We start from the raw sequence: 16,009 nt of genomic DNA on the forward strand, positions 1-16,009 counted from the left end.
ATACCATATTTTGGGGGTAATAAAATGCAGAAAATCCGCTTAGATCAATTCACTGAATATCGTTTCTGTTCCAATCTACAAGCCAGTCCGCAAGCTGAAACCGCAGCATTTGTCATGACGCAGGCCAATGCGAATAACGGCTATGACAACCATCTGTGGCTGCTGGAAAATCAAACCGTTCGGCAGCTGACCTCGTTTAATGAATCCAATTATATCTGGGAGGATGAACAGACGCTGCTGTTCGTTTCCCTGCGCGATTCAAAAGATAAGGAAGCATTGGCTGCGGGCGAGGAACGCACAGCCTTTTACCGTCTGAATATTCATCAGGGTGAAGCACAAAAGGCGTTTACGATGCCGTATACCGTTACCAATTTTAAGAAGATGCGTGATGGGAAACTGCTTTTGACTATTCGCTATCATCAGGTGTATTCCCGGCTGGCTGAATTGGCTGAGGAAGAAAAGAAAGCCCTGTTAAAAAAGAAAAAAGAAGAACAAGATTATCAGATCGTCAGCGAGTCGCCGTATTATTTTGACGGGGCAGGATTTACGAACGGCCTGCGCAATCGACTGGCTGTTTATGATCCGATAAAGAATACTGTTGATTTTCTGACAGCGCCCACCTTTGCGGTGTCCGGTCTCGATCTTGACGCAGACACAAACTGCGTTGTTTTCTGGGGGGCAGAGTTTGCGGCGGTGAAGGAAGTCAAAGACGGTCTGTATGTTTACAATCTCAATGACAAAAAAATGAGCTGCCTGATCGAACCGGGGAAGATGCAGATCAGTTTTGCGCATTGGCGCAAAAATGGGATTCTGTGCGCGATGAGCGACGGCGTTCGCTATGGCGCGGGGGAAACGCCGAAGCTGTTTTTGATCGATCCGCAGACGAAAGCGCAGACGCTGCTGAATGGCAATGACGCCACCTTCGGCAATGCTGTCGGAACAGACTGCGCATTCGGCGCCAGTTCCACAAGAAAGGTGGCCGGCGAGGATTTCTACGCCGTGATGACCGATGCCGATCATACGCCGCTGGTTCAATTTGACAAGCAGGGGAAGCGCCGGGTTGTTCTGCCGTTTGACGGCGCGATCTTCGGTTTTGATCTGCATGGGGATACCGCCTATTTGATTGCGATGAAGGACATGCAGCTGCAGGAGATTTACCAGGCGGATCTGAAGACCGGGGAGCTCGTGCAGTGTTCGCATTTCAATCAGGCGGCGCTGCAGGATCATTATGTGGCCTTGCCGGAGCGTTTGGATTATGCCGAAACTCCGGATCGGTTATGGGGCTGGGTACTGAAACCGAAGGATTATGATCCGTCGAAGATCTATCCGGCAATTCTGGATATTCACGGCGGTCCGCGCGCTGCCTATGGCCCCATTTTCTATCATGAAATGCAGCTGTGGGCCAATGAAGGTTATTTCGTCTTTTTCTGCAACGTGCATGGTTCGGATGGCCGCGGCGATGCCTTTGCTGATCTGCGCGGCCAATTCGGCACGATTGACTTTGACGATTTCATGCAGTTTACCGATGCGGTGCTTAAGGCTTATCCGCAGATTGATCCGAACCGGATCGGCGTCACCGGCGGCAGTTACGGCGGCTACATGACCAACTGGATCATCGGTCATACCGACCGGTTTGTCTGCGCAGCGTCGCAGCGTTCGATTTCCAACTGGGTTTCTGAGAACATGGTGTCGGATATCGGTTTCTCCTTCGGCAATGATCAGATGGATGCAACGCCGTGGAGCGATGTGAATAAGATCTGGGATCAATCCCCATTAAAAGCGGCGAATCAATGCGTCACACCGACGCTGTTTATCCATTCCTTTGAAGATTACCGCTGTCCGATTCAGGAAGGCATGCAGATGTATAACGCGCTTGTCCATCATGGCGTTCAAGCGCGGATGTGCCTGTTTAAAGGAGAGAGTCACGGCCTGAGCCGCGGCGGCAAGCCCTTGCATCGGATCCGCCGGCTGCAGGAGATAACCGATTGGATGAATCAGTTCTGTAAGAAAGAGGAGAATTAAATGATGAAGAAAGTAACGATTGATTTTTTTGATCAGGCGCATTTTTTATCCAATTTGAAAGCCGCTCCGGATGGATCGTGTGCGGCCTATCTGGAATGCCAGTGCCGTGATGAAGGCTATGCGAAAAGTTTGTTTCTTCATGATGGGAAAAAGAATCGGCGTTTGAGCAGTGAAGGCGTGATCGATTATGTCTGGGAGGACAGCCAAACGTTGTTGTTCTCGGCTCATCATCGCCCCGGTCAGAAAGAAGCTTCCCCTTATGGCGAACAGACCGACCTGTATCGGATAAAAACAAACGGTGGGGAAGCGCAGTTTGTAATCCGTTTGCCGCTGGCGATTGAACAGATGGTAAAGCTTCAGGATGATCAGCTTCTTGTGACTGCGCAGATCCGCAAGGATTGTCCGGATTTCGCTCTGCTCAGTGAAAAGGAACGGGAATCGGTCATGGCGCAGCGCAAAGCGGAGGAAGACTATCAGGTCGTCACAGAATCGCCGTTTGTGCTGGATGGCAGCGGTTTTATTGAGGGTACGCGCAGCCGGCTGTTTTTGGTTCATTTATCCGAGGGAAAGATTGAAGCTCTGAGCGAACCGCTCGAATCGGTCAGTCAGTTTGCCTGCGCTGCGGGTCAGGTTTTGATGAGTGTCAAGCAGTTTGACGTTGTGCGCGGAGAACAGGATGGCCTGGTTTGTCTGGATCTTGAAAGCCGCCAGCGCCGCTGTCTGATTCCGCAGGGACAGCTGCGAATCCGTCAGATTGGCTGGCATCAGGGAAAGGCTGTCTTCTTCGCTTCTGAAAATAAAACGTTTGGCACAACGGAAAATCCGAAGCTTTATCAGCTTGATTTGCAGACCGGCCAACGTTCTTGCCTGCTCGATACCCAAGAGCATATCGGATCCAGCGTGGTGATGACGGATGTCATATACGGCTCAGGCCGGCAGGTCTTGTTTACGGAAGAGTCAATTCTGGCGGTGCATACCGATCGGTATGCGGATGAAATTCTAAGCATCAGTGAAGCCGGCTGTGCTGAGGTTCTGCGCTGGCCGGGAGCGGTGCAGGCAATTGAAAAGGTGGGCGATCAGCTATGGCTGATCGGTTTAAAAGACCAGAATCTGCAGGAGCTGTATCGTTGGGATGCGCCATCGAATTCCTTTCATCCGCTGACGCATTTTCATGATGCGTTAATGGCGGAAACCGAAGTGGCCAAACCGGAACATTTTGTGCTGGACCGCAATGGCTATACGCTGGACGGCTGGATTTTAAAGCCGGTTGATTTTGATGAAACACGCCGTTATCCGGCAATTCTGGACATCCATGGCGGACCGAAAACAGCCTATGGCGAAGTATTCTTCCATGAGATGCAATATTGGGCTGCCCGCGGATATCTCGTCTTCTTCTGCAATCCGACCGGATCGGACGGCAAAGGCGATACTTTTGCCGATCTGCGCGGACGGTATGGTCAGATCGATTATGAGGATCTGATGGCCTTCACCGATGCGGTGTTGGAACGAGTGCCGCAGATCGACTGCCATCGGATCGGGGTGACCGGCGGCAGTTACGGCGGCTACATGACCAACTGGATTATCGGTCATACCGACCGCTTTGCCGCGGCGGCCAGTCAGCGCAGCATTGCCAACTGGGTATCGATGATCGGAACCGATGATTGTGGCTTTACCTTTGACACGGATCAAATGGACGCCGATCCATGGAAGGATATGTTAAAAATCTGGGATCAGTCGCCGCTGCAGTTTGCCGACAAAGTCAAAACCCCGACGGTCTTCATTCATTCGTTTGAAGATTACAGCTGCCCGATTCAGGAAGGCATGCAGATGTATAACGCGATTGTTCATCACGGCGTACCAGCGCGGATGTGTTTGTTCAAAGGGGAAAGCCATGGCTTAAGCCGGATCGGCAAACGCCATCATCGAATTCGCCGGATTCAGGAGATGACGGATTGGTTCGATCATTATCTCAAGGAGAACGCCGATGCATAAAATTACAATAGATCATTTTCAGCGCGTGCAGTTTCTTTCTGCCATCGCGCTTTCATCCGCAGGTCAGCCGGCCTGGGTTGGGACGAAGATCCAGGATGATGCTTATGTAAGCCAGCTGTATATTCTGGATCAGGATCAGCCGAAATGCTTAACCCAGGGTCATGAAAGTCTGTTTATTTGGGATGATGACCAGACCTTGCTGTTTGCTTCCAGCCGTGGAGAGAAACCTCAGCCGGAAGCGGAGACGACAACCTTTTACCGCATCCGCACCGATGGCGGGGAAGCGGTTTCGGCATTTACGCTGCCGCTTCGTGTACGAGAGATTCAGATCGTGAAGCCGGGGGTATATGTGCTGACGGCTCAGATTGATTTAGCCGCCCCAGATTATTGGAGAATGAATGAGGAACAGCGGGAAGCTGTGCATGCAAAGCGAAAAGCCAAAGCGGATTATCAGATCGTCAGCGAGCAGCCATATTATCAAGACGGTTCCGGTTATACTAACGGTCTGCGCCGCCGGCTCTTTCTGTATCAGGAAGATGAAGATCGTTTAATTCCGCTGTGCGATCCGCAGTTTCAGACTTCCCGCGCCGTACTCAGTCCGAATCGCAAAGAGCTGCTGGTTTCCGGAGCGCCGTTTGTTACTGTTCGTCAGGTAAAGGAAGGGCTGTATCGAATTGATTTGGACAGTCAAAAAATGCAGTGTCTGCTTTCGCCGGGACAGTTTGCCATCGCGGAGATGCAATGGCTCTCAGACGATCAGATGCTTGTGGCGATGAGTGATCAGAAACGCTACGGTGCTGTTGAAAATCCTTATTTTTATCGGCTTGACCGGCAGACCGGACAGCTTGAGCTGATCTGTGAAAATGAAGAAAGTCTGGGCAGCGCGGTCGGCAGCGATTGTCAATATGGTTCAGGAAAGCAGTCGCAGCAGCACTCCTTGGGCTTTCTCAGCGTGCATACATTAGGCCATACAGATGAAATCCGATGTCTGAAAGCAGACGGAACTTGGCAGTCCCTCATTCAGATAGCCGGTTCGATTCAGGCGCTGGCAGCGGATGAGGACAAGCTGTGGATGATTGCCATGGAACATCAGAATCTGCCGGAAGTCTTTTGCTTTGATTTGAAAACAAAACAAAATCGCCAGGTTACAGCCTTCAATTCGTCTGTGCTGAAGGATTGTTATGTAGCCCAACCGGAAGCCCTGCGGATTCCGGCAGGGGATTTTCAGGTGGACGGCTGGGTTCTGAAGCCGATGGATTACGATCCAAATCAGAAGTATCCGGCTATTCTCAATATCCATGGTGGTCCGAAAGCTGCCTATGGCACGGTGTTCTTTCACGAAATGCAGTATTGGGCCAGTCAGGGCTATTTTGTCCTGTTCTGCAACCCGCGCGGCTCCAACGGCAAGGGCAACGCTTTCGCGGAACTGCGCGGACTGTACGGTACGATTGACTACGACGATCTGATGAACTTCGCGGATGCCGTTTTGGCAAAGTTTCCGGCGATTGACGCGAAGCGGATCGGCGTCACCGGCGGCAGTTACGGCGGCTACATGACCAACTGGATGATCGGTCATACCGATCGTTTCGCCGCCGCGGCCAGCCAGCGCAGCATCGCCAACTGGGTATCCTTAATCTGTTACGCGGATATCGGATTTACCTTTGACAACGATCAGATGGGAGCGGATCCTTGGAGCGACGTGCAGAAGGTGTGGAATCAATCTCCGCTGCAGTACGCCGATAAGGCGAAAACGCCAACGCTGTTCATCCATTCGTTTGAGGACTACCGCTGTCTTCTGCAGGAAGGCATGCAGATGTATAACGCCTTGGTTCACCATGGCGTCGAAGTCCGCATGTGTCTGTTCAAAGGCGAAAGCCATGGCCTGAGCCGGATTGGCAAGCCATCGCACCGGGTGCGGCGGATTCAGGAAATCACGGCTTGGATGGACCGCTGGTGCAAAACCGAAGCTGAAAATTAAATTTTTGAGAATCAGGCAGAAAAAACAATCTGCCTTTTTTCATATTTTGGTTTGTTCTCCATACACTGTTAATGAGGTGTCGATATGAAAAAACTTGCCAGCATCGTGATTGCACTGTCCTTATTTCTTGTTTCCGTCCACGCGACGACCTCGCAGGGCGTCGATCTTACGCCGTCGGCGAAAGCGGCGATCCTGATCGATTATGAAACGGGACAAATTTTGTATGAAAAGAATTCCTCTGCTAAGCTGTATCCGGCTTCAATGACCAAGATGATGAGTCTTCTGCTGGTCGTGGAGGCGATTCACAGCGGGAAACTAAGCTGGGATACCGAAGTCACGGCCTCAGCTCATGCTTCTTCGATGGGCGGCTCGCAGATCTTTCTGGAAACCGGCGAGGTGATGACGGTCGAAGACCTGTATAAAGCATCCACCGTCGCCAGCGCCAATGATGCGATTGTGGCTTTAGCGGAAAAAGTCGGCGGCAGTGAAGAAAATTTCGCCGCGATGATGAATGAAAAAGCCGAGCAGCTGGGACTGGAACAGACCCATTTTGTCAATGCGACGGGACTGCATGATGACAATCATTACTCCTGCGCAAAGGATATGGCAGCGATCGGACGGGCTCTGATTCAGGAAGGACAGGATGATATTCTGCGTTTTACTTCAACCTATGACGACTATATCCGGGCGGATACAGAGAATAAATTCTGGCTTGTCAATACGAACAAGCTGATCCGCACCTATCAGGGGATGGACGGCTTGAAAACCGGCTATACGACCCAATCCATGTACTGCATCACCGTGACCGCTCAGCGCGAGGGCCTGCGCTTAATCGGCGTTGCGATGGGAGAGCCGACCCGCGATGTCCGAAACAGCGAAGCGTCGGCACTGTTGGATTATGGCTTCAGTACGTATGGCTATCAGATCGAAATGGAAAAAGGCACGCCGGTCACGACGATGAAAGTTGATAACGGCAAACCGGATGAGGTTCAGTTAGTCACCAAGGAGGCCATCGGACACATTGTGGCCAAAGGATCTCAATCCGCTTTGGTCAATACCGAGATTGTGCTGGATAAGAAAAAAGCTCCGATTCAGGCGGGAGAAACCGTTGGCCGCATCATCCTGCACTTTGAGGATGGGTCGCAGATCGGCCAGGATTTAGTGGCGGAAGAAGCCATTCTGCCGCTGGATTTCATTGATATACTCTTAAAAACCTGGAAAAAGGTGCTGTTCTGACAATTTTTGACAACCGAAGAAATTCGGGATTACCCTTAAAAAAAGCGAAATAACAGGAAGAAAACCGCAGCTTTTCACTGCGGTTTTTGTTGTGAAAAAAGCTTAACCCGAAGTCTGTTCAGAATGAAAAGAATGTCGGATAAACACTTGTTTTAGCGGATATTTCCACAACCGAAAGGGCTTCCTTTACAATAAATGTGAAAGGAGGATGCAGTATGAAGTGCATTCATCAGGACAAGGCTTTGATCTTTGCTTTCAGCGGAGAGCTGGACAATTTATCAATTCTTAAGATCAAGGCTGACGTAATCCGTGAAATAGATCGGGTCCAGGCACCCGTAGTGAAATTTGATTTCAAGGACGTGACCTTTATCGACAGCACCGGTATTGGTTTTTATTAGCCCGCTACAATCAGGTCCAAGGCTATCGGGGCGAGCTGATCTTAAAGAATATTTCCCCCGCTATCCGCAGGCTGTTTGCTTTGTCAGGAATTTTCCAGATCATGCGGGTGGAAAAGGAGAACGATAGAAAAGAGGTACATGTATGAACCGGATGACATTGAGCTTTGACGCCAAGCTGGAAAATGAGGCGTTTGCCCGAACCAGCGCTGTCGCTTTTTTGATGCCGCTGAATCCCACCGTCGACGAGATTATGGAGATCAAGACCATTTTGGCGGAAGCGGTGGTGAACTGCATGATCCATGGATATCAGGGCTGCGAGGAGGGGCAGGTTCGCATCAGCGTAGCGTATGATGAAACCCATCGGGTTACCATTGAAGTCCAGGATACGGGGATTGGCATCGAGGACATCACGCTGGCCCGCCAGCCATTATACACAACGCGGGCAGATCTGGAACGGTCGGGAATGGGCATGACGATCATGGAAAGTTTTTCCGATGAATTTGAGATTCAGTCCCATCCTAACCAGGGAACAACCGTCCGGCTTGTCAAGCAGCTCCAGTTTCATGAATGATCAGCAGGAATTCTTCGATCTTCTGCATCTAGCCCAGCAGGGCGACGAACAGGCTAGAGAACAGTGTGTGCTGCGCAACGTCGGACTGGTCTGGTCGATCGTCAATCGCTTCAAAACACATTCCTCAGCTCAGGATTTGTTTCAGATCGGATGTCTGGGGTTAATGAAGGCGATCAACAATTTTGATACGAGCTACAATGTCATGTTTTCAACCTATGCCGTACCGATTATTCTCGGTGAAATCAAACGCTATTTTCGTGATGAAGGGCAGATGAAGATATCCCGCTCCCTGAAAGAACGTTATCTGCAGGTTCAGAAAAGCCGCGAACATCTGGCTCAAAAACTGCAGCGGGAACCAACCTATCGGGAAATTGGCGAGGATTTAGGGGTAGAGGAAAATGACGTCATGCTGGCGATGGAAGCCAATCAGTTTCTGGCTTCGATGGACGAGGCGTTTTATCAAAAAGACGGCTCGACGATCAAACTGGAAGATAAGGTGGAAGATCGTCACGGCGAAGATGTACCCATGAAGCTGGCGTTAAAAAAGGAGATCGGACATCTGGAGCAGCGTGAACAGTATCTGATTTATCTGCGCTATGAATTGGAATACAATCAGGAAGCGATTGCGAAGAAGATGGGCATATCCCAGGTCCAGGTGTCGCGGCTGGAGAAGAAAATCCTGAACAAACTGAAAATCAAGCTGACCGAAACCTGACTCATGGTTAGTGGGATGAAGCATGAAAAAAGTTAAAAATCCGGCATGGAATTTTAACTTTTTATTTTTTTAGGAATCGGAAGGGATCAGTTCCTTTTCTATTAAAAACTCACGGGCGATCTCGTAAGGCTCGCGGCCGTTCTGCGCGCCGTCATAATTCATCGCCTGCATTTCAGCGTCGGTGATCGCCAGCTCCAGCCGGTTCAGAATTTCGACGACCTCTGGAAATTCATCGCGAATCCGCTGGTTATAAATTCCAAAAATGACATACGGCGGGAAGAAATGTTTATCGTCTTCTAAGAAGACAAGATCGTATTTTTTCAATAAGCCATCAGTCGCAAACGTGACGATGACGTCAACCTCGTCGTTTTCCAGCGCGATATACATCGGCGCCGCGCCGAAGGTCAGCGTGTTCTTGAATTTCAATCCGTATTCGCGGCTGACGCCCGGCAGCCCATCCAGATCGCGGGCAAAGAAGTCCTGAGAACAGCCGACGGTCAGATCGATGGAAATTCCCGCTAAATCGCTGACTTTCTTCAGGTTGTATTTTTGCGCCAGTTCCGGCTTCACCGCAAATACATAGGTGTTGTTCGGTCCCAGCTGCGCCAGCGCGTTCAGATCATAGATGGCCAGCGCCTCCGCTACATCCTGGTAGGTCTGCTGCTTCTCCATGCCGGGATAGGGCGTCATGCCTAACACTGTCGCGTAATAGGTCCCCGTATAATCCGGCGCGATATCCAGTTCGCCGTTGTTCAGCGCTTCCCATACGATCATCGTGCTGCCCAGCGACGGCTTGCGCTCCACAATCAGATCGTCAGTATGCGCTTCAATCATCTGCGCGTAAATTTCATCAATAATCCGCACCTCGATGTATTCCTTGCTGCCGACGACAATCCGCCGCTTGCCGGAAAAATCCAGCGAGTCCAGAACGATGCTGCCCAGAAACAGCGCGACGACCAGACCTGTGAGTTCCAATACCCGGCGGCGGTGTTTTTTCATCTGCCGCACCGTATCCGCGGCGATGTTGGCGGAGGCGAGGCGCAGGCTGACCGGAACGATTGCTTTCTCGATAATGCCGAACAAGAAATCGATCAATAACGCCAGTAAGCATGCCGGAACCGCGCCGGAGAGAATCATCGGCGTATTGATAATCTGAATTCCAGCATAGATCTGCTTGCCCAGACCGCCGCCGCCAATAAAGGCCGCGATCGTACACATGCCGATGGAATTGACCGCAGCGATCCGGATACCCGCCATGATGACCGGCAAAGCCAGCGGGATCTGAACTTTGAACAGAATCTGCGTTTCTGTCATGCCGATGCCGCGGGCGGCTTCGATCATCGTTTTATCAATGTTGGTGAGTCCCGTAAACGTATTTTTTAAAATGGGCAGCAGGGCGTACAGCGCGATGATGACAATCGCCGTTTTATCGCCGATCCCGATAAACGGAATAAAGAAGCCCATCAATGCCAGGCTTGGGATGGCCTGCATGACGTTGGCAAAGCCGATTACCGGTTTGGAAAATTTTTGAATTCGGCCGATCAGGATGCCTAACGGAACGCCGACGACGATCGCCGCCAGTACCGCAAGCATGCCGATCCGCAGATGCTGGAACGTATATTGAATCAGCAGTTCCTTCTGACTAATCAAATATTGTAAGAATTCCATCATGATAAACCCGCCTCCTCAAAGTTGATGTATTGCTGCGAAAGCGTGGTGATCAGCGAACTGGAAGTGATCAGTCCCGCCAGCTGCTGCTGATCATCGATGACCGGGATCAGCGCGGCCTGGGTCTGTTTGACCTTGGCCAATAGCGAGAGGATGTTTTCGTCAGGTGTCGCCCAAACCGCCGGCATGACGGCCAGGGAACCGACCGGCTGATTTAAATCGGTCTGCCGGCGAATATCCTGAGCGCGGACAATCCCGGCAAAATGGTGCCGCGCATCGACGACGAGCACGCTGTTGACGCTGCAGCCGCGCATTAAATCCATGGTTTTATACAAGGAGAGTTCTTTGGGCGCAGTCAGCGGATCCTGAAGCATAATGTCGCGCGCGCGGATGAACTCCGGACGGCTCCAGATTCGGTTGCGGCCAACGAACTGACGAACGTAATCATCTGCCGGATTTTTCATAATTGCCTCCGGAGTTCCGCTTTGAACGAGGACGCCGCGGTTCAGGATGCAGATTTGATCGGCAATTTTGATGGCTTCGTCCATATCGTGAGTGACGAAGACGATGGTTTTGTTCAGCTGATGCTGCAGAGATATCAATTCGTCCTGCAGCTGAGTGCGGGTAATCGGATCGAGCGCGGAAAACGGTTCGTCCATCAGGATGATTTCCGGATCGGTCGCGAAGGCCCGCGCTACCCCTACACGCTGGAGCTGGCCGCCGGAAAGCTGGGTTGGATACCGGTCTAGGAAGGCTTCGTCAAGTCCGACCATTTCCATCAGCTCGCTTGTCCGGCGGGTAATCGCCGTTTTTTCCTGGCGCTGCAGCTGCGGAATAATCTCAATGTTTTCCCGGATCGTCATATGCGGAAACAAGCCGGTCTGTTGTATGACATAACCCATATTGCGCCGCAGATCAATCGGATCCCGGCTTAGGATATCGTCGCCGTCGATTGTGATCGTTCCCGAGCTGATTTTGATCAGCCGGTTAATCATTTTTAAACAAGTCGTTTTCCCGCAGCCGGAAGGTCCGATCAGAACGGTGATTTGACCGCTGGGCAGCGTCATGCAGACATCTTTAATGACAGCTTCCTCGCTGTTGCGGTACGTTTTAAAAACGTGGTCGAATTGGATCATCGTGCATCGCTCCTTTCTTTCCAGAGCCTTTTTGTAAAAAAGAAAAGGCGTCTGAATCCGAAACAGACGGCCGAAAGAAAAAACGATCAAGATTCAATCATTCATGAATTTCAAGATGAGATTCATTGATGTTCCTGGATTCTGTCTTCCTCCTTCAGTACCGGGTCCGGCGTAAACCGGCCATTCTGTTAATTTAATTGTAAGGGCTTACAGTTGATCTGTCAATGTTGTGAAAAATCCCGAATAATTTTTACATTGCTTACATTGAGGAGTTCCGCCGTCTGTTTCAAGCATGAAGTACAGCGTCAGCGGGTTTGCCGCCGTGATTTCTGTCCATACTAGCGGATAGACAGGAGGAATCTTGATGAGTACACAAGGCTATAAAGAAACGTCCAAGCGGATCGCACCCAAAAAGGGATCGTTAAGCAAGGCGCTGTGGGCGTTTGTCAGCGGCGGGGTGATGGGAATCATCGGCCAGGGCCTGCTGACGATGTATCAACAGCTGCTGGGCTTAGACGCCAAGGCGGCTGCGGGTCCGATGGTCATCACGGTCGTGTTTGTCACGGCGCTTTTGACCGGTCTGGGCATTTACGATAAGCTCGCGCAGAAATGCGGAGCCGGACTGTTCATTCCCATTTCCGGCTTCGCCAACTCCCTGACGTCCTGCGCGATGGAAGGCCGCAGTGAAGGACCGATTTACGGCATCGGCAGTACCATGTTCAAGCTGGCAGGTTCAGTTTTAACGTACGGCATTGCCGCGGCGTATACGCTGGGCTTGCTGCGGTGGGTGGTGTCGTTGTTATGAAGACGCTGCATTTTCAATCCGTCTTTGTCGGCGGCTGCGCAACAGCCGCGGGTCCGATGGAGGCACAAGGGCCGCTGAAGGATAAGATCGACAAATTGTTTGACGATATTTACTGTGAAGAGAAAACCTATGAACAGGCGGAACGGCGATTGATGTCTGAAGCTTGCGATCACGCGCTGCGCGCGCAGGGATTGAAAACCAGTGATCTCGATCTGATCCTGGGCGGGGATCTGCTGAATCAGCTGGGGACCAGCCATTATTTCGCCCGTGACCTCGACATTCCGTTTATCGGTTTGTACGGTGCCTGCTCCAATTCCACGCTGATCGCCGCCAACGCCGCGATGTGGCTGGACAGCGGTCATGCTGAGCGGGTTCTGGGCTTAACGAGTTCGCATAACGCTACGGCTGAGCGTCAGTTCCGCTATCCGAATGAATACGGCGTCCAAAAACCGGAAACGACGACCTACACCGTGACTGGAGCAGGGGCGATGATCTTCCAGAAGGAGAAAACACCGATCCGTCTGACGCAGGCGACACTGGGCCGGATTCTCGATTGGCAGTTCACCAACCCCAACGATATGGGCAGCGCGATGGCGCCGGCGGCCTTCGATACAATCTGCCGGCATTTTGAGAACACCGGGACAGGCTTTGACGACTACGATCTGATCGTGACCGGCGATTTATCCAAAATCGGCCGAAGCATGCTGATTGATTTGTTTAAGCAAAAGGGCATGGATCCGCATGACAAGCTGATTGACTGCGGTTTATTGATCTATGACCGCGAGCATCAGGAAGTCTTCGCCGGCGGCAGCGGCTGCGCCTGCAGCGCGGTGGTGACGATTGCGTATCTGTTCGATCTGTTAAGAACCAAGGCGCTGCATAAGATCATGGTTGTCGCGACCGGCGCGCTGTTATCAACAGTCATCGTACAACAGAAGGAATCGATTCCGTGCATTGCGCACGCGGTGGTATATGAAGGGACGGTCGGTGAATGATGGAATATTTCGGCGCGTTTGTCGTGTGCGGCTTGATTTGCCTGGCCGGACAGCTGATTTACGACAATACCAATTTGACGCCGGGGCACATTACAAGCTTGTTTGTGGTGCTCGGCGCGTTTCTTGACTTTTTTAATCTCTATGACAAATTGGTTGAATTCGGCCATGCCGGCGCGTTATTGCCGATTACCAGCTTCGGACATTCCTTAATGCATTCCGTGATGGACGGCGTAGCCCAGCAAGGACTGCTGGGAATTCCGCTAGGCATGCTGGATTTAACCGCAGCCGGAATTACCAGTGCCATTTATTTTGCGTTTTTGGCCGCCTTGATCTTTAAACCGAAGCTATGAGTGATAAAACCCCGTTTTCAGCGGAAGCTTGGAAAAATGTTGATTGGTTAAGGCAGAAAACAGATTGCTTTGATCTGACCATCCGATCGGTCAATGTCAACAACCGGCAGTGTCTGTTGGTGTTTGTCGGCGGGGTCACCGGTACGACTTCAATTGAACCGATCGTTGAGAGCTTGGTTTTTGATAAAGGCAATCTGGCTTTTTTTCCAGCGACGGTGACCCAGGCAGGCAGTCTGGAGGAAGCGCTCGATAAAATTCTGCAAGGTCAGACCTTAGTCATTCTGGAAGGCAGTGCGTATGCGTTTATTGTGGATACGCGTGCTTATCCCACCCGCGGGCCAAGTGAGCCAACAGTAGAAAAGAGCATCCGCGGGGCGCGCGACGGCTTTATCGAACACATCATGCTGGATTTGGGCATGGTGCGGCGCCGGATCCGCGATCCGAAGCTGGTGACCCAAGCCTATCAGAAGGGCAGCCGGACGAAAACCGATATTTTCGTCTTGTATATCAGCGATCTGATTCACCCCTCGATTCTGCAGGATTTTAAATTCCGCATCGATCATCTGCCGCTCAATGCCGAGGTGACCAGCGAACGCCAGCTGTGCGAGCTGATGTATGGTCAGACATGGAATCCCTATCCCCATGTCCGCTATACCGAACGGCCGGACATTGCCGCGATACATCTGCTTCAAGGCTCGCTCATCGTTCTGGTCGATAACTGTCCGTCCGCGGTGATTCTGCCGACAACCTTCTTTGAACAGACCAAGCAGATTGAAGAATACACCCAGACTCCGGTCATTTCCTTGGTCATGCGGGCAATCCGGCTGGCCGGCGTTTTCTGTTCAATCTACCTTTTACCGCTGTGGATGGTTTTGGTGATGCAGCAGAATCCGACCCGTCTGAATCTGCCGCTGCCGGAAATTCCCGGACCGATCACCTTTGGCGTGCAGGTTCTGATCGCCGACCTTCTGATCGAATGGATTCGTCTGTCGCTGATTCATTCGCCGCTGATGTTGTCAAGTCTGTTGGGGATTGTGGCGGTCTTTGTGCTCGGAGATGCGCCGATTGCCTATGGCGCCTATACTCAGGAAATTCTGATTATGACCGCGATTGTCAACATCGGCAATTTTGTAACGGCCGGCTATGAGCTGTCGATGGCCAATAAGATTGTCCGGCTGGCGCTGATCGTGCTGGTGGTGATCGGCGGATATCATGGCTTTTTGATCGGAATCCTGGCCCATCTGATTTTGCTTTTACAAACACAGGTCGGCCCCTTTCCCTATCTCTATCCGCTTATTCCTTTTAACTGGAAAGAATTCAAGCGCCTGTTTCTCGGCAACTTTACGATGGATAAGAAATAAAATCTAGTGCTGAAAGCCACTTTTTGTTATAATGAAAAACAAGAGGTGGTTTTTTGTGTCGTTTACAGTCGCTGTCGATCAGTTTGAGGGACCGCTTGATCTGATGCTGCATCTGATCAAGGAGAAGGAACTGGATTTGTTTGATTTGGATATTCATGTTTTGACGGAACAGTATTTGCTGTATCTGAATAAGATGGAAGAAATGCATTTGGAAGTATGCAGCGAATATCTGGTCGAACTGGCGACGCTGATTGAATACAAAAGCAAAAAGCTGCTGCGGAAACAGGAAGCGGAACTCAACGATGCTTATGAAGAAGATCCGAAGGACCGCCTGGTTCGCCGTTTATTAGAGTATCAGCAATTTAAGGAAATCAGCGAGCAGCTCAAGCAGCTCTATCTGGATCGACAGCGGCAGCTGAGCAAGCCGATCTCGATGGAGTCGGAGGAATGGATCAAGTCCAATGAGAATCAGCCGGTTGAGGGCAGCCCGTATGAGCTGGCTAAAGCGATGACTAAATGTCTGCGCCGGATGCAGCTGCTGCGCCCGATTGAAACAAAATATACCGCCAAGGAAATCTCGGTGGAAGACCGAATCCTGCAGATCACTGCGCGGCTGGCGGATTTGCCGGAAACGTTCAGCTTTGAACGGTTATTGGAGGATTGTCGCGAAATTCATGAAACGATCGTCACATTCTTGGCGATTTTGGATATGGCGCATACCCATCAGTTGTTTTTTACCGTGGATGATGCGGAAACGATCTGGTTTAGAAAGGGGTCTTAAC

Annotated in this window: 14 protein-coding genes; 12 read left to right on the forward strand and 2 right to left on the reverse strand. The window is 51.2% G+C overall.

What is annotated here, in order from left to right:
• The first annotated feature begins 24 nt into the window (after window positions 1-24).
• The 7 genes from BN162_RS02240 to BN162_RS02270 all read left to right on the forward strand — a co-directional run bounded on the left by BN162_RS02240 (window position 25) and on the right by BN162_RS02270 (window position 8,912).
• Window positions 25-2,022: an alpha/beta hydrolase family protein gene (locus BN162_RS02240; protein WP_020223434.1), complete on the forward strand. Its 1,998-nt coding sequence runs from the start codon at window positions 25-27 to the stop codon at window positions 2,020-2,022.
• Window positions 2,023-4,014, forward strand: coding sequence for an alpha/beta hydrolase family protein (locus BN162_RS02245; RefSeq protein ID WP_020223435.1), 1,992 nt, complete (start codon window positions 2,023-2,025; stop codon window positions 4,012-4,014). It abuts the gene before it with no gap.
• Entirely contained in the window at window positions 4,007-5,992 is a 1,986-nt protein-coding gene (locus tag BN162_RS02250) for an alpha/beta hydrolase family protein (RefSeq protein ID WP_020223436.1), read from the forward strand. Before BN162_RS02245 ends, BN162_RS02250 begins: the two co-directional genes overlap by 8 nt.
• A gap of 84 nt (window positions 5,993-6,076) precedes the next feature.
• A complete protein-coding gene (locus BN162_RS02255) occupies window positions 6,077-7,228 on the forward strand; it encodes a D-alanyl-D-alanine carboxypeptidase family protein (protein WP_020223437.1) in 1,152 nt (383 codons plus the stop codon).
• A 215-nt stretch (window positions 7,229-7,443) separates the two neighbouring features.
• Window positions 7,444-7,626, forward strand: a complete 183-nt coding sequence (locus BN162_RS19010) for an STAS domain-containing protein (protein WP_020223438.1) — start codon at window positions 7,444-7,446, stop codon at window positions 7,624-7,626.
• A 142-nt stretch (window positions 7,627-7,768) separates the two neighbouring features.
• A complete protein-coding gene (gene spoIIAB, locus BN162_RS02265; protein WP_020223439.1) occupies window positions 7,769-8,197 on the forward strand; it encodes an anti-sigma F factor in 429 nt (142 codons plus the stop codon).
• Window positions 8,190-8,912 carry a SigB/SigF/SigG family RNA polymerase sigma factor gene (locus BN162_RS02270; protein WP_020223440.1) on the forward strand — a complete coding sequence of 241 codons (723 nt, stop codon included), beginning with the start codon at window positions 8,190-8,192 and terminating at the stop codon, window positions 8,910-8,912. Before spoIIAB ends, BN162_RS02270 begins: the two co-directional genes overlap by 8 nt.
• Window positions 8,913-8,981: 69 nt before the next feature.
• On the opposite strand, the gene BN162_RS02275 is transcribed toward BN162_RS02270, so the two are convergent.
• Window positions 8,982-10,583 carry an ABC transporter permease/substrate-binding protein gene (locus BN162_RS02275; protein WP_020223441.1) on the reverse strand — a complete coding sequence of 534 codons (1,602 nt, stop codon included), beginning with the start codon at window positions 10,581-10,583 and terminating at the stop codon, window positions 8,982-8,984.
• On the reverse strand, window positions 10,580-11,716 hold the full coding sequence (locus tag BN162_RS02280) for a betaine/proline/choline family ABC transporter ATP-binding protein (RefSeq protein ID WP_040451352.1): 1,137 nt from the start codon (window positions 11,714-11,716) through the stop codon (window positions 10,580-10,582). Before BN162_RS02280 ends, BN162_RS02275 begins: the two co-directional genes overlap by 4 nt.
• Window positions 11,717-12,080: 364 nt before the next feature.
• On the opposite strand from BN162_RS02280, the gene BN162_RS02285 reads away from it, so the two are divergent.
• Genes BN162_RS02285 through BN162_RS02305 form a run of 5 tightly spaced genes read left to right on the forward strand, consistent with a single transcriptional unit; the run spans window position 12,081 to window position 16,008 of the window.
• Window positions 12,081-12,521, forward strand: a complete 441-nt coding sequence (locus BN162_RS02285) for a SpoVA/SpoVAEb family sporulation membrane protein (protein ID WP_020223443.1) — start codon at window positions 12,081-12,083, stop codon at window positions 12,519-12,521.
• Window positions 12,518-13,516, forward strand: a complete 999-nt coding sequence (gene spoVAD, locus BN162_RS02290; RefSeq protein WP_020223444.1) for a stage V sporulation protein AD — start codon at window positions 12,518-12,520, stop codon at window positions 13,514-13,516. The genes BN162_RS02285 and spoVAD overlap by 4 nt, the downstream gene beginning before the upstream one ends.
• Entirely contained in the window at window positions 13,513-13,866 is a 354-nt protein-coding gene (gene spoVAE / locus BN162_RS02295) for a stage V sporulation protein AE (RefSeq protein ID WP_020223445.1), read from the forward strand. The genes spoVAD and spoVAE overlap by 4 nt, the downstream gene beginning before the upstream one ends.
• Window positions 13,863-15,227, forward strand: coding sequence for a spore germination protein (locus tag BN162_RS02300; RefSeq protein ID WP_020223446.1), 1,365 nt, complete (start codon window positions 13,863-13,865; stop codon window positions 15,225-15,227). The genes spoVAE and BN162_RS02300 overlap by 4 nt, the downstream gene beginning before the upstream one ends.
• 55 nt (window positions 15,228-15,282) lie before the next feature.
• Window positions 15,283-16,008 carry a segregation and condensation protein A gene (locus BN162_RS02305; protein WP_020223447.1) on the forward strand — a complete coding sequence of 242 codons (726 nt, stop codon included), beginning with the start codon at window positions 15,283-15,285 and terminating at the stop codon, window positions 16,006-16,008.
• The last annotated feature ends 1 nt before the right edge of the window (window position 16,009 follow it).

This window comes from Holdemania massiliensis AP2, from assembly GCF_000327285.1.
GTDB classification, from domain to species: domain Bacteria; phylum Bacillota_I; class Bacilli_A; order Erysipelotrichales; family Erysipelotrichaceae; genus Holdemania; species Holdemania massiliensis.

What these genes read in the sequence shown, in the direction of transcription:
- BN162_RS02240 (WP_020223434.1), top strand. Translation starts at nt 25, where the DNA reads ATGCAGAAAATCCGCTTAGATCAATTCACTGAATATCGTTTCTGTTCC.
- BN162_RS02245 (WP_020223435.1), top strand. Translation starts at nt 2,023, where the DNA reads ATGATGAAGAAAGTAACGATTGATTTTTTTGATCAGGCGCATTTTTTA.
- BN162_RS02250 (WP_020223436.1), top strand. Translation starts at nt 4,007, where the DNA reads ATGCATAAAATTACAATAGATCATTTTCAGCGCGTGCAGTTTCTTTCT.
- BN162_RS02255 (WP_020223437.1), top strand. Translation starts at nt 6,077, where the DNA reads ATGAAAAAACTTGCCAGCATCGTGATTGCACTGTCCTTATTTCTTGTT.
- BN162_RS19010 (WP_020223438.1), top strand. Translation starts at nt 7,444, where the DNA reads ATGAAGTGCATTCATCAGGACAAGGCTTTGATCTTTGCTTTCAGCGGA.
- spoIIAB (WP_020223439.1), top strand. Translation starts at nt 7,769, where the DNA reads ATGAACCGGATGACATTGAGCTTTGACGCCAAGCTGGAAAATGAGGCG.
- BN162_RS02270 (WP_020223440.1), top strand. Translation starts at nt 8,190, where the DNA reads ATGAATGATCAGCAGGAATTCTTCGATCTTCTGCATCTAGCCCAGCAG.
- BN162_RS02275 (WP_020223441.1), bottom strand. Translation starts at nt 10,583, where the DNA reads ATGATGGAATTCTTACAATATTTGATTAGTCAGAAGGAACTGCTGATT.
- BN162_RS02280 (WP_040451352.1), bottom strand. Translation starts at nt 11,716, where the DNA reads ATGATCCAATTCGACCACGTTTTTAAAACGTACCGCAACAGCGAGGAA.
- BN162_RS02285 (WP_020223443.1), top strand. Translation starts at nt 12,081, where the DNA reads ATGAGTACACAAGGCTATAAAGAAACGTCCAAGCGGATCGCACCCAAA.
- spoVAD (WP_020223444.1), top strand. Translation starts at nt 12,518, where the DNA reads ATGAAGACGCTGCATTTTCAATCCGTCTTTGTCGGCGGCTGCGCAACA.
- spoVAE (WP_020223445.1), top strand. Translation starts at nt 13,513, where the DNA reads ATGATGGAATATTTCGGCGCGTTTGTCGTGTGCGGCTTGATTTGCCTG.
- BN162_RS02300 (WP_020223446.1), top strand. Translation starts at nt 13,863, where the DNA reads ATGAGTGATAAAACCCCGTTTTCAGCGGAAGCTTGGAAAAATGTTGAT.